The sequence below is a fragment of the Streptomyces sp. NPDC001135 genome (assembly GCF_053598395.1).
In genome coordinates this window covers 464,831-483,712 of the sequence record NZ_JBSFKD010000001.1, presented here as the reverse complement: position 1 = coordinate 483,712, position 18,882 = coordinate 464,831, and the positions used below count along the sequence as shown (strand labels likewise).

Genomic DNA, 18,882 nt, shown 5'->3' with positions numbered 1-18,882 from the left:
TCGACCCTCGAACCCCACAGGGGACGCGCATGACCTCAAGTTCCGATGTGATCGAAGAAGCCCGTAAGGCCGACGACACTCTCCCCCCGTCCGCCACGCTGGGTGGCGAGCAGAAGCGTTCGATCGAGCAGATCACGCTGCTTTTGTTCATCACCGTGCCGTTCCTGGCACTCGTGGCGGCTGTGCCGCTGGCCTGGGGCTGGGGGGTGAGCTGGCTCGATCTGGGCCTGCTGGTGTTCTTCTACTTCCTGGGATGCCACGGCATCACGATCGGTTTCCACCGGTACTTCACCCATGGTTCGTTCAAGGCCAGACGGCCGCTGCGGATCGCGCTGGCGATCATGGGCTCACTGGCGGTCGAGGGCCCGCTGGTGCGCTGGGTGGCCGATCACCGCAAGCACCACAAGTTCTCCGACGCGGAGGGCGACCCGCACTCTCCGTGGCGGTTCGGGGAGACGGTTCCGGCGCTGATGAAGGGCCTGTGGTGGGCGCACATCGCCTGGATGTTCGACGAGGAGCAGACCCCGCAGGACAAGTACGCGCCGGATCTGATCAAGGACCCGGCGCTGCGGGCGATCTCGCGGCAGTTCGTCCTGTGGACGGCCGTGTCGCTGCTGGCGCCGCCGCTGATCGGCGGTCTGGTGACGATGTCCTGGTGGGGCGCGTTCACCGCGTTCTTCTGGGGATCACTCGTACGGGTGGCTCTGCTGCACCATGTGACGTGGTCGATCAACTCGATCTGTCACGCGGTGGGCAAGCGGCCGTTCAAGTCGCGGGACCGCTCGGGCAACGTGTGGTGGCTGGCGGTGCTGTCGTGCGGTGAGTCCTGGCACAACCTGCACCACGCCGACCCGACCTCGGCGCGGCACGGGGTGATGCGCGGCCAGATCGACTCCTCGGCCCGGATCATCCGCATCTTCGAGCTGTTCGGCTGGGCGTACGACGTGCGCTGGCCGTCACGCTCGCGTATCGATTCGCGCCGGAACACCGGCCAGGACGGCTCCCGGCGCCGGAAGGAGACCGCGAAGGCGGCATGATTGACGCCGTGGCGACCGACTCCAGCACCTCCAGCAACGACAAACCCCGGCGGACCCGCCGGACCCGTATGACCGGTGCCGAGCGCCGCCAGCAGCTGCTGGAGATCGGTCGCACCCTCTTCGCGGCGAAGGGTTTCGAGGGCACCTCGGTGGAGGAGATCGCGGCGAAGGCCGGGGTGTCCAAGCCGGTGGTGTACGAGCACTTCGGCGGCAAGGAGGGCCTGTACGCGGTGGTGGTGGACCGCGAGATGCGGCGCCTGCTGGACATGGTGACCGGCTCTCTGACGGCCGGGCATCCCCGCGAGCTGTGCGAGCAGGCGGCGTTCGCGCTGCTGGACTACATCGAGGAGTACACGGACGGCTTCCGCATCCTGGTCCGTGACTCCCCCATCCCCCAGTCGACCGGTTCCTTCGCCTCGCTGATCTCCGACATCGCCACGCAGGTGGAGGACATCCTGGGCCGCGAGTTCAAGAGCCGCGGCTTCGACCCGAAGCTGGCCCCGCTGTACGCGCAGGCGCTGGTCGGCATGGTCGCGCTGACCGGGCAGTGGTGGCTGGACGTGCGCCGCCCGAAGAAGGCGGAGGTCGCGGCGCACCTGGTGAACCTGGCGTGGCACGGCCTGGACGGGCTGGAGCAGAAGCCGCGACTGATAGGGCACCGCAAGTCATAGGCGTTCGGGGCCCCGGCGTACGATCACGCGGTGGCTGGGCAGCGCAGGATCCGTACGAGACGGCAGCAGGCGTGGGGGACGGTCGTGTGCGGTGTCGTCGCCGCGGGCCTGTTCGCTCTCACCGGCTACCTGGCCGGCTCGGCCGTGGGGCATCTGGGGCTGCTGGGGCATCCGCTGGCCCTGCGGGCGACGCACTGCTGGACGACCGGGCCCTCCACCACGTCGCGCGGCGGCTCCACCGGCAGCGACTGGGACTGCACGGGCCTGGCGGCCTCCGGCGGCAGGGCGCACCGGATCACGGCGACCGGCTTCACCTCCTACCCGGTGTTCATGCCCGTCCGGGTGGCCCAGGAGCCCTGGGGGACCTGGGTCCCGGTGGACCAGGGCGGCTGGAACAGGGCGGGCCGCGCGCTCTCACCGCTGATCCCCCTCGCGATCGCGGTGACGTTCGCCCGGTGGACGCTGATCAGCTACCGGGGCTGGAGGAACTCCAGGCGGTTGCCGACGGGGTCCAGCGAGTAGAAGCGCAGATGGCCGGGGAGGTTGTCGTCCCAGGTCACCGGGGCGCCCAGGGACTCCAGCCGGGCCGCGTACGCCTCGATCCCGCTCACGCGCAGCCCCGGATGGGCCTTCTTCGCGGGACGGAAGCCGTCCTCGACGCCCAGGTGGAGCTGGACGGAGCCCGCCTCGAACCAGCAGCCCCCGCGGGCCGCCAGCGCCGGCGGCTTCGGTGTCTCGCTCATCCCGAGAACGCCGGCGTAGTACGCCCGCAGCACGTCCTCAGACCCGGGCGGGGCCGCCAGCTGCACATGGTCCACGGCGACGAGCACGGTCAGGCCTCCTTCACGGCGACGGCGAACAGGCGGCGGAAGGGCAGGACCGTGCCGTACGGCGTGCCGGGGTAGGCCTGCCGCAGCAGATCGCGGTACTCGGCCACGAACGCGTCCCGCGCCTCGGGATCGTCGGCGAGCACGGTCAGGGCGGGCCGCAGTCCGGTTCCCATGACCCAGTCCAGGACCGGGTCCGCACCGGCGAGGACGTGGAAGTACGTCGTCTGCCACACGTCGGTCGCGCAGCCGAGGCGGGCGAGGCGGTCCAGATAGACGCCGGGGGCGTGCACGGAGTCGGTGTGGCGCAGGACGCCGGCGAGGCGGGACTTCCAGCGTGGGCCGCCGGCGAGTTCGCGCATCAGGGCGTGCAGCGGGGCGTCGGTGTTGTCGGGCACCTGGAAGGCGAAGGTGCCACCGGGGCGCAGACCGGCGATCCAGTCGGCGAAGCGCTCGGCGTGCCCCGGCACCCAGTGGAGGGTGGCGTTGGAGACGATCAGGTCGTACGGCTCCTCGGGTGTCCAGGTACGGACGTCGGCGTGGGCGAAGTCCAGCCGGCCGCCTCCCGCGGTGGGGCCCTCGTGGTCGGTGTGGGCCGCGTCGAGCATGGCGGGCGAGTTGTCGTAGCCGGTGACGTGGGCGGCGGGCCAGCGCCGGGTGAGCAGGGCGGTGACGTTGCCGGGGCCGCAGCCGAGATCGGCGATACGGGGCTGCTCGCCGCGCGGGTCCGGGATCCGGGCGAGGAGGTCGGTGAAGGGGCGGGCCCGGTGACCGGCGTGCCGCAGGTACTGGCCGGGGTCCCAGCTGGGAGTCGTCATGCCGGTTACTTTCCCCGCCCACATATCTCGATGTCAAGAGACTCGATCTCAAGAGACTTCATGTCGACACAACCACTACACTGATCTCCATGGAGGACGAGGTCGATCGGCTGGTCGCAGCGTGGCGCCGGGAACGTCCGGACCTCGACGTGGAGCCGCTGGAAGTGCTCAGCCGGGTGAGCAGGCTCGCCCGGCATCTGGACCGTGCGCGCCGGCTCGCCTTCGCCGAGCATCAGCTCGAGCCCTGGGAGTTCGACGTGCTGACCGCGCTGAGGCGCGCGGGCACGCCGTACCAGCTCTCCCCCGGCCAGTTGCTGACCCAGACCCTGGTCACGTCGGGCACGATGACCAACCGCATCGACCGGCTGGCCAAGAAGGGCCTGGTGGAGCGGCTGCCCGACCCGAGCGACCGGCGGGGTGTGCTGGTCCGGCTGACCGACACCGGCCGGGACCGCGCCGACCAGGCTCTCGCGGGCCTGCTGGAACAGGAGCGGGCGATCCTCGCCGAGCTCTCCCGCGCCCAGCGCGCGGAGCTGGCCGGTCTGCTACGCCAGCTGACCGCCCCGTTCGACAACATCCCCGGCTAGGTCGGCCGGTCCGACACCGGCGCGGCGGGCGAGTGCCACGGCGGCCAGCGTGGAGTGGACGCCGAGTTTGCCGAGGACGTTCTGCATGTGGGTGCGCACGGTGTGCGGGGAGAGGAACAGCCGCTCGGCGACGGCCTTCCGGCCCAGCCCCGCGACCATGCAGCGCAGCACCTCCCGCTCGCGCGGGGTGAGGGACTCCACGAGCCGCTCGCTCTCGGTGCGGTGCCGGCGGGCGGCGGTGAGTTCGCGCAGGACGCCCGTGAGCAGGGCGGGCGGCAGATGGGTCTCGTCGCGCAGCACGCCCCGGATCACCGTCAGCAGCCGGGACAGCGAGCAGTCCTTGGCGACCCAGCCCGAAGCCCCGGCCTGCAGCGCGAGCGCCGCCCGCCGGGGGTCGTCCTTCTCGGCGAGCACCACGATCCGCACGGCGGGCTGGGCGGCGCGGACCCCCGCGACCAGGGAGATGCCGTCGACCAGCCCTTCCTCGTCGCCCTCCTGCACGGGTACGGCCGGACGGGTGCCGGGCACGTTGCCGCCGAGGTCGGCGTCGACCAGGAGGACGTCGTAGCGGCGGCCCTCGCCGGCCGCGCGCTCCAGGCAGCGCAGCGCGGCGGGGCCGCTGCCGGCGGCGAAGACGTCGACGTCGGGCTCGGCGGCCAGGGCGGCGGCGAGCGACTCGGCGAAGATGCGGTGGTCGTCCACGACCAGGACTCGGATACGAACCACGAAACCCCCTTCCCCAGGCTCCGCGCGGAGCAGGGGACAACCAAGGTCCGGAAAGGGCCCGGCCGCCATCAGCCGGTCCGCAAGGACCGCAACGGCCCGGAGAACGACGACCCGCGCGGGTACGACACCCCACGGAAAGGACGCGCGCCGCGCGGCCGCCGCCGTCGCGGAAACTGCTACCCCCACCGCGGGTGCCGTACCCGACTGTCTCGCCCCCTGATCAGCACCGGCCCCCACCGGTGCTGTTCCACAGAGTACGGATGGGAGCACGCAGCGGAAGCGGATTTGCAGAACTGACCATCCGATGTGTGAGTCATGTGCCGCATGTTTCGTATGGGACGGAATTCGACAGCGCCGACGTGATCAGGTGGTGCACCCCTCACATGATCGAGGGCCTTCGAGTGGCATGGCCATGACTCACATACGATGTACGGTGGCGTGTTTTCGATCTTGACACAGGAGTGAAACCCTTTGAAGAAGAAGCTCAGCCGCATGCTCACCGTCGGTGCCGCGGCCGTCGGCGCCGTCGCCCTCGCCACGGGCCCCGCCTTCGCCGGCAGTGTCGGCGCGAACGTCTACGGGGCCCAGGGCTCCGGGACCTTCCGCTACGACGGCCACTACATCGCCCCGCAGATCTATCTGACGGTGGCCGACACCAACAAGGACGGGCACTCCGTCGGGATCCGTGTGCAGTCCCTGACGCCGGACCGCAAGGTGACCAGCTACAGCTGGCACAAGGTCTACACCGGCGCCAGCACCGAGCAGACGTGGCCGACCTCCCTGCAGGACAACCGCGGCATCTGGGCCCTGCGCGTCCAGGTCTGCGTCTTCGAGGGCGACAGGACGCTGGGCTGCGACGAGTCCAGCTGGGACGGCAACCCCAACTACTGATCCGTCCCGCCCCCCGGCCCCGTACACGCCCGGCGCGTACGGGGCCGGTCGGGGTGGCGGGGTCAGTTCAGGCGGCGTGCCCCCGCCGACGGCACCGCCTCGAACACCCGGGGGGCGGTGAAGCCCGCCGCGGCGAAGGCCTCTTCGACCGCCTTCGTGAGGGTGTCGACGTCCGTGGCCTGCGCCAGGACGATCGCCGAACCGCCGAAGCCGCCACCGGTCATCCGGGCGCCGAGGGCGCCGTTCGCCAGGGCGGTGTCGACGACCAGGTCCAGCTCCGGGCAGGAGATGCGGAAGTCGTCGCGCAGCGAGGCGTGGCCCGCGGTCAGGACGGGGCCGATGGCGCGGGTGTCGCCGGCGCGGAGGAGGGCCACCGTCCGTTCGACCCGTTCGTTCTCCGTCACGATGTGCCGGACCAGGCGGACGGTCTCCTCCTCGTCGCCGAGCCGGGCCAGCGCCGCGTCCAGGCCGGCGTACGGGACGTCCCGCAGGGCGTCGACACCGAGCAGGGCCGCGCCCTTCTCGCAGCCGGCCCGGCGCTTGCCGTACTCGCCGCCGCTGTGGGCGTGCTTGACCTGGGTGTCCACGACGAGCAGGCGCAGGCCCCCGGCCGCGAGGTCGAAGGGGATCTGCTGCTGGGACAGGTCACGGGTGTCCAGGAAGAGCGCGTGGCCCTGCTCGCAGCAGGCCGACGCCGTCTGGTCCATGATGCCGGTCGGCGCGCCGACGTAGACGTTCTCGGCGCGCTGGCACAGCCGGGCCAGCTTCCAGCCCGGAAGGCCCAGTCCGTAGAGGTCGTTGAGCGCGAGGGCGATCACCACCTCCAGGGCCGCCGAGGAGGAGAGGCCCGCGCCGGTCGGGACCGTCGAGGACAGGTGGACGTCCGCGCCGGTGACCTCGTGGCCCGCCTCGCGCAGCGCCCAGACCACGCCCGCCGGGTACGCCGTCCAGCCGTCGTCGCCCTGCGGGGTCAGCGCGTCCGGCGACAGCTCCACGATCCCGCCCCCGACGTCCGCCGAGTGCAGGCGCAGGACGCCGTCGGTGCGGCGGGAGACGGCTGCGACCGCCCGGTGCGGCAGCGCGAACGGCATGACGAAGCCGTCGTTGTAGTCGGTGTGCTCGCCGATCAGGTTGACCCGGCCCGGCGCCGCCCAGACGCCCTCGGGCTCCGTGCCGTACAGCTCGGTGAAGCGCTCCGCGACCTGCTGTGCACCCACTAGTGCTCCCTCGTGATGCTCTGCGCGAACCGCCACGCGTCCGCGACGATGCCCGCGAGATCCGCGCGGGTCGGGTTCCAGCCCAGTTTCTCGCGGGCGGTGTCCGCCGCGGCGACCAGCACGGCGGGGTCGCCGCCCCGGCGCGGGGCCGCGATCTCGGGGATCGGGTGGCCGGTGACCCGACGGGCGGTCTCGATGACCTGGCGGACGGAGAAACCCTCGCCGTTGCCGAGGTTGCAGATCAGGTGCTCGCCCGGCCGCGCGGCCGTCAGAGCCAGCAGGTGCGCCTCGGCCAGGTCGGCGACGTGGATGTAGTCGCGGACGCAGGTGCCGTCGGGGGTCGCGTAGTCGTCGCCGTAGACCGAGATCGCCTCGCGGCGGCCCTGGGCGACCTGGAGGACCAGCGGGACGAGGTGCGACTCGGGGTCGTGGCGCTCGCCGTAGGCGCCGTAGGCGCCCGCCACGTTGAAGTAGCGCAGGGAGACCGCCGCCAGGCCGTGGGCGTTCGCCTCGCTGGTGATCATGTGGTCGACGGCGAGCTTGGAGGCGCCGTAGGGGCTCGTCGGCCTCGTGGGGGCGCTCTCCACGATGGGGACCTGCTCCGGCTCGCCGTACGTGGCCGCCGTGGAGGAGAAGACCAGCTTGCGGACGTTCGCCTCGCGCATCGCGCCGAGCAGCGCCATGGAGCCGGCGACGTTGTTGTCCCAGTACTTCTCCGGTTTCACCACCGACTCGCCGACCTGCGAGAACGCGGCGAAGTGCAGCACACCGTCGTAGGAGGGGTCGAGCCACTTGGCGGCGTCGCGGATGTCGCCCTCGACGAAGGCGGCACCGGCCGGGACGCCCTCGCGGAAGCCGGTCGAGAGGTTGTCGAGGACGGTGACCTCGTGGCCGGCCTCCAGCAGGTGCTGGGCCACGACACTGCCGACGTAACCCGCGCCACCCGTCACCAGGTACTTCATGAACTCGCTACCTCTCGCAGTCGCTCGGCCGCGCGCTCCGGCGGCACGTCGTTGATGAACACGTTCATGCCGGACTCGGAACCCGCGAGAAACTTCAGCTTGCCGGAAGTGCGGCGGATGGTGAAAAGCTCGAGGTGCAGCGCGAAGTCGTCCCGCGTCACCCCCTCGAACTCCTCCAGCGGGCCGAACGGGGCCTGGTGCCAGGCCGCGACGTACGGCGTCGGAGGCTCACCGGCGCCGAAGATCCGGTCGAAGCGCTTCAAGAGTTCCAGATACACCTGGGGGAATTCTGTGCGCGCGGCCTCGTCCAGGGCGAGCAGGTCGGGCACCCGGCGCTTGGGGTACAGGTGGACCTCGTACGGCCAGTGCGCCGCGTACGGCACGAAGGCCGCCCAGTGTTCACCCTCAAGGACGATCCGCTCACCGGTGAGCTCGCTCTCCAGGACGGCGTCGAAGAGGTTCTCCCCGCCCGTGGCCTCCTTGTGGGCGGCGAGCGAGCGGAGCACGAGGGCGGTGCGAGGGGTGGTGAAGGGGTAGGCGTAGATCTGACCGTGCGGGTGCTGGAGGGTCACGCCGATCTCGGCACCCCGGTTCTCGAAACAGAACACCTGCTCGACTGCGGGCAGGTGCGACAGCTCCGACGTGCGGTCCGTCCACGCGTCGAGCACCAGCCGCGCCTGATCCTCGGAGAGGCCGGCGAAGGAGGCGTCATGGTCGGAGGTGAAGCAGACGACCTCGCAGCGGCCGGAGTCGCCGGCCAGGGAGGGGAACCGGTTCTCGAAGACGACGACGTCGTACGACACGTCTGGGATCTCACTGAGCCGCTCGCCCCGCGTCGGACACAGGGGGCACTCGTCGGCCGGCGGATGGTACGTGCGCCCCTGCCGGTGGGAGGCGACGGCGACCGAGTCGCCGAGCAGTACGTCCCGGCGGATCTCGGAGGTCGTGACCGTGCGGTCCAGGGGGCGGCGGTCGACGGCGTCGCGCACGGTGTCGTCCCGCAGGTCGTAGTAGATCAGCTCACGACCGTCGGCCAGCCGTGTCGAGGTCTTCTTCAACGCCGGACTCCTCTACGTCCCGCACCCAACCGCTCACACAATCAAACATAACAGACCACAACTCCACAGCACCGCTGACCATCACAATCAAACAAAGAACACCATCAGAAGTGTTCAATTAACGAACGCGGCGGCGTAGGTTCCGCTCTGGATCAGTTCGCGCAACGAAGCGAGTACTCATGCAAACCCCCACAGGCAGTCCCCTGTACCTGGCGGCGCAGCTACGGCTCCCCACCAACTGGCTGGACTACACGATCCTGGCGATCTACTTCGTCGTCGTCCTCGGCATCGGCTTCGCGGCCCGCCGCTCGGTGAAGACCAGCCTCGACTTCTTCCTCTCCGGACGCTCGCTGCCCGCCTGGATCACCGGCCTCGCCTTCATCTCGGCGAACCTGGCGGCCACCGAGATCCTGGGCATGGCCGCGAACAGCGCCCAGTACGGCGCCTACACCGTGCACTGGTACTGGATCGGCGCCATCCCGGCCATGGTCTTCCTGGGCCTGGTGATGATGCCCTTCTACTACGGCAGCAAGGTCCGCTCGGTCCCCGAGTTCCTGCTGCTGCGCTTCGACCGGGCCGCCCACCTGCTCAGTTCGATCCTGTTCGCGTTCGCCGCGATCCTGATCGCGGGCGTCAACCTCTACGCCCTCGCGATCGTCGTCGAGGCGCTGCTGGGCTGGCCGCAGTGGGTCGCGATCGTGGTGGCCGGCGCGTTCGTGCTGGCGTACATCACCCTCGGCGGTCTGTCGTCGGCGATCTACAACGAGGTGCTGCAGTTCTTCGTGATCCTGGCCGCCCTCATCCCGATCACCGTCCTCGGCCTGAAGAAGGTCGGCGGCTGGAACGGCCTGACCGACAAGCTCACCGCCACCCACGGCGCGAACTTCACCACCGCCTGGGGCGGGACCGGCATCGGCACCGCCAACCCGCTCGGCGCCAACTGGCTGACCATCGTCCTCGGCCTGGGCTTCGTCCTCTCCTTCGGCTACTGGACGACCAACTTCGCCGAGGTACAGCGCGCCCTGTCCGCGAAGAACCTCTCCGCCGGCCAGCGCACCCCGCTGATCGCCGCCTACCCGAAGATCTTCATCGTCTTCCTGGTGATGATCCCGGGCCTGGTCGCCGCCGCGATCGTCCCGAAGTTCGGCACCGCCGGCTCCGGCTACCAGTACAACGACGCCATCCCGTACCTGATGCAGGAGCTGCTGCCCAACGGCGTCCTCGGCATCGCCGTCACCGGTCTGCTGGCGGCCTTCATGGCGGGCATGGCGGCGAACGTGTCGTCCTTCAACACGGTGTTCACCAACGACATCTGGGCGAAGTACGTGGTGCGCGGCCGCGAGGACGCCTACTACGTCCGCTTCGGCCGTCTGATCACCGCGATCGGCGTCTTCGCGTCGATCGGTACGGCGTTCCTGGCGTCCTCGTTCTCGAACATCATGAGCTACCTGCAGACGCTGTTCTCCTTCTTCAACGTGCCGATGTTCGTCGTCTTCATCGTCGGCATGTTCTGGAAGCGCGCGTCGGCCAAGTCCGGCTTCTGGGGCCTGCTCGCGGGCACCGTGACCGCGATGGTCAACTACTTCGTGTTCTACAAGAAGGGGATCATCTCCATCCCCTCCGACCAGGGCGCCAACTTCGTCTCCGCGATCGCGGGCTTCGTCGCCGGTGCGGTCGTGATGGTCGCGGTGTCCCTGTTCACCAAGCCCAAGCCGGCCCGGGAACTGCAGGGGCTGGTCTACGGCACCCGCTCCCCGGGCATGGCCGAACCGCCCGCCCCCGGTGACGAGGCCTGGTACCGCAAGCCGGCCCTGCTGGGCTGGGGCGCGGTCGTCCTGGCCGCCGCCTGCTACATCCCGTTCTCGTTCTGACGCGGGAGGATCGAGGAAACCATGAGCGAGCACGCGCACTCCGACCGCCACCACGAGCCCTTCCACTACAGCGAGGAGGACGTCCAGCGGGAGGTCACCGAGCTGGAGGGCAAGTCCACGACGGCCGCCCGCATCTTCGACCTGCGCCGCATCATCGGCGGCCTGTTCGTGGTGTACGGCGTCATCGTCACCATCACCGGGATCACCGACCCCCGGTCCGCCATCGACAAGGCCCAGGGCGTCAACATCAACCTCTGGACCGGGATCGGCATGCTCCTGCTGGGCGTCTTCTTCCTGGCCTGGCTGAAGCTGCGGCCCACTCCCCCGCCGCTTCCTCCGCAGGGGTTGCCGGAGGACGGGCAGGGCGACAGGCAGGGGGACTGACCCACCGTTCCCGCCCGCGGGCGCGTGGGGGCCGGTCGCGCCCGCGCGGCGGCAGCCGCACATCGGACACAGCCCCGCACCCGGTACCGGGCGCCTACTGGGGACCGGAGTGCAACGGACCCGCCCGGTCCAGCAGCCCCGTGCGCGCCGCCAGCGCCGCCGCCTCCAGCCGCGATCCCACCCCCAGCTTCATCAGCACGCGCTGCACGTGCGTACGAGCCGTACTGGGCGCGATCCCCATCCCGGCCGCGATCAGCCGCGTGTCCTCCCCGTCGGCCACCCGCACCAGCACCTCCACCTCCCGCGGTGTCAGCACCGACAGCAACCGCTGCGCCTCGTCGTCGGGCTGCGCGGCGGGGTTGAGCAGCTCCCCGAACGCGCCCTGCAGCAACTGCGGAGCCACCGCCGCCTCCCCCGCCCGCGCCTTCATGATGGCCCGCTCGACCCCCTCGATCCGCTCGTCGTGCCGCACGTACCCCGACGCCCCGGCCGCGAACGCCGCCGCGATCCCGCGCGGCGACGGCACCGGGCCGAGCACCAGCACCGCCACCTGGGGCCGCTCCCGCTTGATCTTCACCACCGGGTCGAACACGCCCGGTTCAGCCGGCGCCGCCGTACCCAGCAGGCACACCTCCGGCGCCCGCGCGATCACCAGGTCCGCCGCACCCGCGGCCGGTGCCGCCGCGGCGAGCACCCGGTGCCCGCGCAGCTTGAGCGCCGACGCCAACGCCTCCGCGAGCAGGCGATGGTCGTCGACGACCATGAGCCGCACTCCCATAGAGCAACCCCCCAGTCCCCCCCATGGATGCCCCACTATGGACGCCCACCGGTCCGCGAGGACAGAGGGCCCCCCGGCACCTCCGCCCTCCATATGCCCCCGGAAGCTACACGCTTGTTCGACGTCGCGCTGCCCCTCTTGATGAGAAGTGCCCCGGATCGATGAAATCCGGGGCACTTCTTGGGAAGTCACCCATTCGGGCGAGACCCGCCGAGGCGGCGGCGCGGCGTCAGCCGCCGGTGCCGAAGACCAGCAACAGGTCCTCCTTGCCGATCGACGACGTGCCCTTCCGGCGGGCGAAGACCTGCCCCATGTACAGGCGGCCGTCCTGGAAGAGGATCTCGTCGCTGTCGGGCAGCAGGTTGCTCTCCGTCTCGCGCACGTTCTTCGCGCCGGGGTTCTCCAGCAGCTTGGTCACCTTGAAGCTGCCGCCGTCGATACTGACGACCTGACCACCGGCCTTGTACGTCGGCGGCTTGTAGGCGAGCAGATTGCTCCCGTCCATGCGCAGCGGGTGGAGCGTGGTGTCGTCGCCGGCCTCGGCGCGCTGGCCGGTCGGCTTACCGGTGGTGAGGTCGAAGGAGACGATCTCGTTGGTCTCGCTGAGGGCGTCGGAGCCGTCGTGCTCCGCGGTCGGCAGGTACAGCTTGCCGTTCCCGACGACGATTCCGTGGCAGTCCTCGATGCGGTCGATGCCGTCGCACTTGCCGGCGTAGTTGTCGGACGGCGCGGAGATGTGAGCCAGCAGCCTGCCCGTCTTGTTGTCGATGGAGAAGTAGTCCGAGACCTGGGTGCTGTCGCCCACGGCCGCGGCCACCACCAGCGGGTCGGTGGAGACGACGGAGGCCTCGTCGATGCCCGGGTCCATCTTGTACTCGGAGATCACCTTCCCCGTCTTCGGGTCGAGGGTCTGGATGAGCAGCCGGGGGTTGTCCACGCCTCCGCAACTGCGCACCGCGACCAGCTTGGCGCCACCGCCGTACCCCGCGTCGTAGCAGTCGTCGCCCTGCTTCGGCAGCCACAGCGGCTTGCCGGAGTCGATGTCGAAGGCGGCACCGCCGTCACTGTCACCGACCGCGACGGTCCGCTGACCAACCGTCACGTTCTGGTAGTTGACCGGGTAGTCGCCGGACTTGACCGACTTCGTCCAGAGCTTCTTTCCGGCGTCGAGGTCGATCGCGGCGATCTGCGTGCATCCGGCGAAGTGGTTCTTCGTGTCCCACTTCGGCTGGTAGGTGATCGCGGTCCTGCCGTCGGACGTGACCTGCTTGCTGGCCGCGCAGACCGGACCGGGCAGCTTGATCGTCCACAGCCTGGTTCCCTTGGCCGGGTCGTACCCGACGATCTCGGCGACACCGCTCTTGGCGTACACCTTGTCGGTCAGCCATGAACCCACGGTGCTGGTCGTGTCGTCCGTGGTGGGCAGCGGAACCTCGAACAGCACCTTGGCCGCGGGGTCGGCCGGCACCTTCTCCTTGCCGCCGCCCGAGCCGCCGCTGCCGCCGCCGCTCTTGCCACCACTGGAGGAGGCGGTCTCGTGCTTCTTCGCGTCGCCCCCGGAGGAGTTGGCGTACCAGATGCCGCCGGCGACGATCAGCGCGATGGCGACGACGGCCGCGACGACGATGAACAGCACCGTGTTGTTCCGCCCGCCGCCGCTCTGCCCCGGCTGCGGCTGGACCGGCACGGTCGGCGGCTGGCCCGGATAGCCGTAACCCGGCTGCGCGGGCTGCGAGTACGGGCTCTGCGGCTGGCCGTAGGCCGGGGGCTGCTGGCCGTACGGGTTGTGCTGGGCGCCGGGGTAGCCGTAACCGGGCTGGGCCGGCTGTGGCGCCGGAGCGGCCTGAGGATAGCCGTAGCCGGGCTGCGGCTGGGCGGCCTGCGGATAGCCGTAGCCGGGCTGCGGCTGAGGGGGCTGCGGAGGCTGCTGCGGTGGGCTCGGGGGGCCGAAACCTGGCTGCTGCGGGGGCTGGTTCGGCGGCGGAGGGGGCGGCTGGGTCATGGGGTGGGTACCTCAGTGAGGCTCGAAAGGCCGGACGGCGCAGGGGACTTGGCGAGGACAGGGAAGCCGGGACGGCGGCTCAGTTGCCGAAGGCCATGATCAGCTTCTCCTTCGCCTGGTCGCTGCCGGACAGCCGGCCGGAGGAGATGAAGAACCGCCCGTCGGCCCAGTCCACGACGGAGTCGAAGAAGGTGTCCTCGATCTGGGCCGTGCCCTGCGGGTTCTGCAGCAGCCGGGTGGCCTTGTGGGAGGAGCCGGTGGTCGGGATCGACACCACCTGGCCGCCCGTGTCGTACGACGGCTGCACGTACGCGACGAGCTTGCCGCCCTCGATCCTCATCGGGGACATCGGCTCGTCGGCCGGGGACTTGGTCCGCCACTCGGCCTTGCCGGTGGTGAGGCTGATCGCGACGATCTCGTTGGCGCTGCTCGTGCTGTCCGTCGGCAGGTACAGCGTGTCGGCGTCGGCCACGACGCCCTGGCAGCCCTCCAGATTCCGGTCGAGGAAGCCGCAGCGGGGGGCGAACTTCTCGTCGACCTTCACCTCGGAGCGGAACTTGCCGTCCTTGGTGAACGTGGAGATGTTCCAGGCCTTCTTGTCCGGGTTGGTCAGATACACCACGAGCGGGTCCAGGGAGTAGACCTTGGTCACCTCCCAGCCCTTCTTGACCGGCTGGGTCCACTTGACCTTGCCGGTGGCCGGGTCCAGCTCCTGGATCTCGTCGTGCTCGTTGGGCGCGAACGCGGCACAGGAGGACGCCTGGATCAGCCGGCCGGCGCCACCCGCGTACCCGGACGGAGCGCACGAACCGCCGTCGCCCCCCTTGTCGTACAGCTTCTTGCCGCTGTCGACGTCGTACGCCGTGCCCGCCGACCCCGCGCGGCCCGCTATCAGCGTCTTCCCGCTGATGGTCAGGCTGATCTCGACCTGGATGTCGAACGCCCCGTTCTTGTCGAGCTTGCCGCTCCAGCCCTTCTGGCCGGTGTCCAGGTCGATCTGCTGCAGCTGGTTGCACTCGGCCTTGTCGCCGGGGCCGCTCATGTACGCCACGACGACCTTGTCGTCGTCCGACTTGTGCGGGGTGATCGCGCAGATCTTCTGCGGGAGGGTGACCGGGCTCCAGGCCGCCTTGCCGTCGGCCACGTTGTAGGCGAAGACCTGCTTGTACGCCGCCTTCACCACGGCCTTGTCGGTGACCCACATGCCGGGCGCGTCGGCGCCGGAACGGGGCGCGTCCGGTGCCGACTGGTACCAGAGCACCTTCGCCTCACCGGCCTTGCGGCCCGCGTTGAAGTTCTCCGGGTCGTCACCGCCGCCGCTCGACGGGCTCGGCGTGCCGGAGGCGGAGTGCTTGGGGTCGTCGCTGTGCTGGGCGACGGGCTTCTTCTTGCCGCCGTCGTCGCCGCCGCTCGTGACCGCGTACACCGTGCCGCCGATGACCAGCAGCGCGGCCACCGCGGCACCGATGATCAGCGCGGGCTTCGTCCTGGACGCCGGCTTGCCGCCGGGCACGCCACCGGGCCCGCCCGGGTACGGCGGCTGCTGCGGATGCCCGAAACCGGGCTGCGGCACCGCACCGTAGGGGCCCGGCTGCTGCTGCGGATAGCCGTAGGGGCCCGGGGTCCCGTACGGTCCCGGCTGCTGGGGGTAGCCGTAGCCGGGCTGGGGCTGCTGCGGCGGGGCGGCGGGCGGCTGGGCCGGCGGCGGCGGGGGCGTGGGAGGCACGCCGGGGGCGCCGGGAGTCCCCTGGGGAGCGCCCGGCGTGCTCTGCGGGGCGCCGAAACCGCCCTGTGCCGGTGGCGTCTGCGGCGCACCGAAACCACCGCCCTGCGGCGGCTGCTGCTGCGGCGCTCCGAAACCGCCCTGCGGCGGCTGGTTGGGCGGCTGGTTGGGCGGCTGAGTCATCAGCGCTCTTCCCCCTCGTTCACTGATTTTTAGCCACGCCCTGAGGTTCGTGACGGACCCTGGGTCGTTACTCAGACAGTTCTCAGACGGCCCTTTCTATCACCCGGCACCGACAGCACAGGGGCTCGGATCCGCCGCTGTTCCCAAGGGACGACCGGGCCGTGACGCCCCCGTTATGCGCCTTCACGCCCCCTTCACGCGGCGCACGCAACCGCGGCGCGCGCCGGGAGGGTTGGAGTGTGAGGCGGGCGCGGGCGGTGGCTGGTTCACACCACGGGGCGGGCGGTGACGGTTCGCGCCTTGGGAGCGGGCGCGGGTGCGGACGGGGGAGCGGGCGTGAAGTGGGTTGCGTGCGCCGCCCGTTGGGGAGCGCACGCCGGTGGCGACCGCCGCTGCCGGGGCGTCACACAAGCCCGTACTCGGCGGCGCGCAAGCCCGTACCCGGCGCCGCCCGCCCGGCCCGGGCGCCATCACCGGCAACGCACCGCCCTCGGCCCGGGCGCCGTGCTCGGCGACGCGCACGCCCACGGCTCGCGCGGGCGCGCGCACCCGCAGCCCGCGCCTCCCGCTACGCGTCCTCCGCCAACTCCAGCCAGCGCATTTCCAGTTCCTCGCGCTCCCCGGCGAGGTCGCGCAGCTGGGCGTCCAGGTCGGCGACCTTCGCGAAGTCCGTGGCGTTCTCGGCGATCTGGGCGTGCAGCCTGGTCTCCTTCTCGGAGATCTTGTCCAACTGCCGCTCGATCTTCTGGAGTTCCTTCTTGGCGGCGCGCTGGTCGGCGGCGCTCTTCTCCGCTGTGGCCGGCTTGGGTGCCGCGGCGGCGGCCTGCGCGGCGACCGCCTCCTCCATCCGCTGCCGCCGCTCCAGGTACTCGTCGATGCCGCGCGGCAGCATCCGCAGGGTGCCGTCGCCGAGGAGGGCGAAGACCCGGTCCGTGGTGCGCTCGACGAAGAACCGGTCGTGGGAAATGACGATCATCGAGCCGGGCCAGCCGTCGAGGACGTCCTCCAGCTGGGTGAGGGTCTCGATGTCGAGGTCGTTGGTGGGCTCGTCCAGGAAGAGGACGTTGGGCTCGTCCATGAGGAGCCGCAGCAGCTGCAGCCGGCGGCGCTCACCGCCCGACAGGTCCCCGACCGGCGTCCACTGCTTCTCCTTGGTGAAGCCGAACGTCTCGCACAGCTGCCCGGCGGTCATCTCGCGCCCCTTGCCGAGGTCGACGCGCTCGCGGACCCGCTGCACCGCCTCCAGGACCCGCCAGGCGGGGTCGAGTTCGGCGACCTCCTGGGAGAGGTAGGCGAGCTTGACGGTCCTGCCGACGGAGATGCGGCCACCGGCCGGCTGCTCCTCGCCCCCGGTGCGCGCAGCCGCGGCCATGGCCCGCAGCAGCGAGGTCTTCCCGGCGCCGTTGACGCCGACGAGGCCGATCCGGTCGCCGGGGCCCAGCTGCCAGGTGACGTGCTTGAGCAGCACCTTCGGCCCGGCCTGGACGGTGATGTCCTCGAGGTCGAAGACGGTCTTGCCGAGCCGCGAGGAGGCGAACTTCATCAGCTCGGAGCTGTCCCGGGGCGGCGGCACGTCCGCGATCAGCTCGTTGGCCGCCTCGACCCGGAAGCGCGGCTTGGACGTACGCGCCGGAGCGCCGCGCCGCAGCCAGGCCAGCTCCTTCCTGATCAGGTTCTGCCGCTTGGTCTCCTCGGTGGCGGCGATCCGCTCGCGCTCGGCACGCGCGAAGACGTAGTCGGAGTAGCCGCCCTCGTACTCGTACACGTCGCCGCGCTGCACGTCCCACATGCGGGTGCAGACCTGGTCCAGGAACCACCGGTCGTGGGTCACGCACACGAGGGCCGAGCGCCGGTTCTGCAGGTGCCGGGCGAGCCAGGAGATGCCCTCGACGTCGAGGTGGTTGGTGGGCTCGTCGAGGACGATCAGGTCCTGTTCCTCGATGAGCAGCTTGGCGAGCGCGATACGGCGCCGCTCGCCACCGGACAGCGGCCCGATGACGGTGTCCAGGCCCTTGGGGAAGCCGGGCAGGTCCAGTCCGCCGAACAGCCCGGTCAGTACGTCCCTGACCTTGGCGTTGCCGGCCCACTCGTGGTCGGCCATGTCGCCGATGACCTCGTGGCGGACGGTGGCGGCGGGGTCGAGGGAGTCGTGCTGCGTGAGCACGCCGAGTCGCAGGCCGCCGGACTGGGTGACCCGCCCGGTGTCGGCCTCCTCCAGCTTGGCGAGTATCCGGATGAGGGTGGTCTTGCCGTCGCCGTTGCGTCCGACGACCCCGATCCGGTCCCCTTCCGACACACCGAGCGAGACGCCGTCGAGCAGGGCACGGGTGCCGTACACCTTGCTGACGTTCTCGACATTGACCAGGTTGACGGCCATTTCACTCCTGTGCGCGGGGCTGTGTCGACACGCGGCTCAGCCGCGGGGGTCAGCCTTCTAGCGTAGGGCCTCGGGGGTGAGGGGCGGGGCGCGAGGGGCTTGTCACTCTTTGTGATGACGTGATCGGGAACAGGTCGCTACCGTGGAGGACGGGCAGCAGGATCCCGTCCATGGGGGGAACCATGACCGCCGAGTCCGTAGAGCACCGCGTTCCATGGCCGGTGCCGCCGCTGGACGGATACACCGTGGACGACCTGTTCACGCTGCCGGATCTCCCGCCACACACCGAGCTGATCGACGCCAGCCTGGTCTTCGTGGGTCCGCGGCGCCGATTCCACGGCAACGTGGTCGACTTGCTCGTCTTCGGTCTGCGCAGCAGTGGCCTGCCCGCCGAGTTCAGGGTCAGCCGGGAGATGACCGTGATCCTCGACCGGCGCAACGGCCCCGAACCCGATGTGAGCGTGATCCGGACCGACGCAATCACCGGGCCGGACCAGACGAGCTACCAGGCCGGCGACGTGCTGCTGGCTGTCGAAGTGGTCTCCCCCGAGTCCGAGTCCCGTGACCGCACCACCAAGCCGCAGAAATACGCCGCCGCCGGGATCCCGAACTTCTGGCGCGTCGAGGCGAGCGGGATGAACGGCAGGCCCGTCGTCCACGTCTACGAACTTGACACGCTCACCCGGGCGTATGTCCACATGGGCATGCATCGCGACCGCGTCAAGGTCGACAAGCCGTACCCCATCGACATCGACCTGACGGCGATCGAC

Annotated in this window: 17 protein-coding genes and 1 pseudogene; 8 read left to right on the top strand and 10 right to left on the bottom strand. The window is 70.5% G+C overall.

Features of this window, described 5'->3' with window-relative positions; all coding sequences use genetic code 11:
- The first annotated feature begins 29 nt into the window (after positions 1-29).
- From ACWC94_RS02390 to ACWC94_RS02380, 3 genes are read left to right on the top strand one after another with little or no spacing between them, the layout of a single operon-like run.
- Entirely contained in the window at positions 30-1,037 is a 1,008-nt protein-coding gene (locus ACWC94_RS02390) for an acyl-CoA desaturase (protein ID WP_450794466.1), read from the top strand.
- Positions 1,034-1,708: a TetR family transcriptional regulator gene (locus tag ACWC94_RS02385; RefSeq protein ID WP_450794465.1), complete on the top strand. Its 675-nt coding sequence runs from the start codon at positions 1,034-1,036 to the stop codon at positions 1,706-1,708. Before ACWC94_RS02390 ends, ACWC94_RS02385 begins: the two co-directional genes overlap by 4 nt.
- 30 nt (positions 1,709-1,738) lie before the next feature.
- Positions 1,739-2,230: a hypothetical protein gene (locus tag ACWC94_RS02380; protein WP_450794464.1), complete on the top strand. Its 492-nt coding sequence runs from the start codon at positions 1,739-1,741 to the stop codon at positions 2,228-2,230.
- Here ACWC94_RS02380 and ACWC94_RS02375 read toward each other — a convergent pair.
- Both ACWC94_RS02375 and ACWC94_RS02370 read right to left on the bottom strand, forming a co-directional pair.
- Complete coding sequence (locus tag ACWC94_RS02375; RefSeq protein ID WP_450794463.1) at positions 2,179-2,538, bottom strand: VOC family protein; 360 nt, start codon at positions 2,536-2,538, stop codon at positions 2,179-2,181. The genes ACWC94_RS02380 and ACWC94_RS02375 overlap by 52 nt on opposite strands.
- A 2-nt stretch (positions 2,539-2,540) precedes the next feature.
- Positions 2,541-3,353, bottom strand: coding sequence for a trans-aconitate 2-methyltransferase (locus tag ACWC94_RS02370; protein WP_450794462.1), 813 nt, complete (start codon positions 3,351-3,353; stop codon positions 2,541-2,543).
- 89 nt (positions 3,354-3,442) lie between these two features.
- Between ACWC94_RS02370 and tamR the strand changes: the two genes are divergently transcribed.
- Positions 3,443-3,940, top strand: a complete 498-nt coding sequence (tamR, locus tag ACWC94_RS02365) for a MarR family transcriptional regulator TamR (RefSeq protein ID WP_069780386.1) — start codon at positions 3,443-3,445, stop codon at positions 3,938-3,940.
- Here tamR and ACWC94_RS02360 read toward each other — a convergent pair.
- Complete coding sequence (locus tag ACWC94_RS02360; protein ID WP_450794461.1) at positions 3,899-4,666, bottom strand: LuxR C-terminal-related transcriptional regulator; 768 nt, start codon at positions 4,664-4,666, stop codon at positions 3,899-3,901. The genes tamR and ACWC94_RS02360 overlap by 42 nt on opposite strands.
- Before the next feature lie 471 nt (positions 4,667-5,137).
- On the opposite strand from ACWC94_RS02360, the gene ACWC94_RS02355 reads away from it, so the two are divergent.
- Positions 5,138-5,557: a hypothetical protein gene (locus tag ACWC94_RS02355; RefSeq protein ID WP_450794460.1), complete on the top strand. Its 420-nt coding sequence runs from the start codon at positions 5,138-5,140 to the stop codon at positions 5,555-5,557.
- 62 nt (positions 5,558-5,619) lie between these two features.
- Here ACWC94_RS02355 and galK read toward each other — a convergent pair whose 3' ends face one another.
- Genes galK through galT form a run of 3 tightly spaced genes read right to left on the bottom strand, consistent with a single transcriptional unit; the run spans position 5,620 to position 8,794 of the window.
- Positions 5,620-6,774 carry a galactokinase gene (galK, locus tag ACWC94_RS02350; RefSeq protein ID WP_450794459.1) on the bottom strand — a complete coding sequence of 385 codons (1,155 nt, stop codon included), beginning with the start codon at positions 6,772-6,774 and terminating at the stop codon, positions 5,620-5,622.
- Positions 6,774-7,736: a UDP-glucose 4-epimerase GalE gene (galE, locus tag ACWC94_RS02345; protein ID WP_450794458.1), complete on the bottom strand. Its 963-nt coding sequence runs from the start codon at positions 7,734-7,736 to the stop codon at positions 6,774-6,776. The genes galK and galE overlap by 1 nt, the downstream gene beginning before the upstream one ends.
- Complete coding sequence (galT, locus tag ACWC94_RS02340; RefSeq protein WP_450794457.1) at positions 7,733-8,794, bottom strand: galactose-1-phosphate uridylyltransferase; 1,062 nt, start codon at positions 8,792-8,794, stop codon at positions 7,733-7,735. The genes galE and galT overlap by 4 nt, the downstream gene beginning before the upstream one ends.
- Before the next feature lie 179 nt (positions 8,795-8,973).
- Between galT and ACWC94_RS02335 the strand changes: the two genes are divergently transcribed.
- Both ACWC94_RS02335 and ACWC94_RS02330 read left to right on the top strand, forming a co-directional pair.
- Complete coding sequence (locus ACWC94_RS02335) at positions 8,974-10,665, top strand: sodium:solute symporter family protein (RefSeq protein WP_450794456.1); 1,692 nt, start codon at positions 8,974-8,976, stop codon at positions 10,663-10,665.
- Between the two features lie 21 nt (positions 10,666-10,686).
- Entirely contained in the window at positions 10,687-11,049 is a 363-nt protein-coding gene (locus tag ACWC94_RS02330) for a hypothetical protein (RefSeq protein ID WP_450794455.1), read from the top strand.
- A gap of 94 nt (positions 11,050-11,143) precedes the next feature.
- On the opposite strand, the gene ACWC94_RS02325 is transcribed toward ACWC94_RS02330, so the two are convergent.
- The 4 genes from ACWC94_RS02325 to ACWC94_RS02310 all read right to left on the bottom strand — a co-directional run bounded on the left by ACWC94_RS02325 (position 11,144) and on the right by ACWC94_RS02310 (position 18,112).
- Positions 11,144-11,827, bottom strand: a complete 684-nt coding sequence (locus tag ACWC94_RS02325) for a helix-turn-helix transcriptional regulator (RefSeq protein ID WP_450794454.1) — start codon at positions 11,825-11,827, stop codon at positions 11,144-11,146.
- 229 nt (positions 11,828-12,056) lie between these two features.
- The gene (locus tag ACWC94_RS02320; protein WP_450794453.1) at positions 12,057-13,829 is read right to left on the bottom strand and encodes an outer membrane protein assembly factor BamB family protein; all 1,773 of its coding nucleotides are present in this window, start codon (positions 13,827-13,829) and stop codon (positions 12,057-12,059) included.
- Positions 13,830-13,908: 79 nt separating this feature from the next.
- Entirely contained in the window at positions 13,909-15,735 is a 1,827-nt protein-coding gene (locus tag ACWC94_RS02315; protein WP_450794452.1) for an outer membrane protein assembly factor BamB family protein, read from the bottom strand.
- A gap of 568 nt (positions 15,736-16,303) precedes the next feature.
- Positions 16,304-18,112 (bottom strand): ABC-F family ATP-binding cassette domain-containing protein, encoded by a 1,809-nt coding sequence (locus ACWC94_RS02310; RefSeq protein ID WP_450794451.1) that lies wholly within the window; start codon positions 18,110-18,112, stop codon positions 16,304-16,306.
- A 182-nt stretch (positions 18,113-18,294) separates the two neighbouring features.
- Here ACWC94_RS02310 and ACWC94_RS02305 point away from each other — a divergent pair.
- Positions 18,295-18,882 (top strand): annotated as a pseudogene (locus tag ACWC94_RS02305) (Uma2 family endonuclease); the annotation flags it as partial.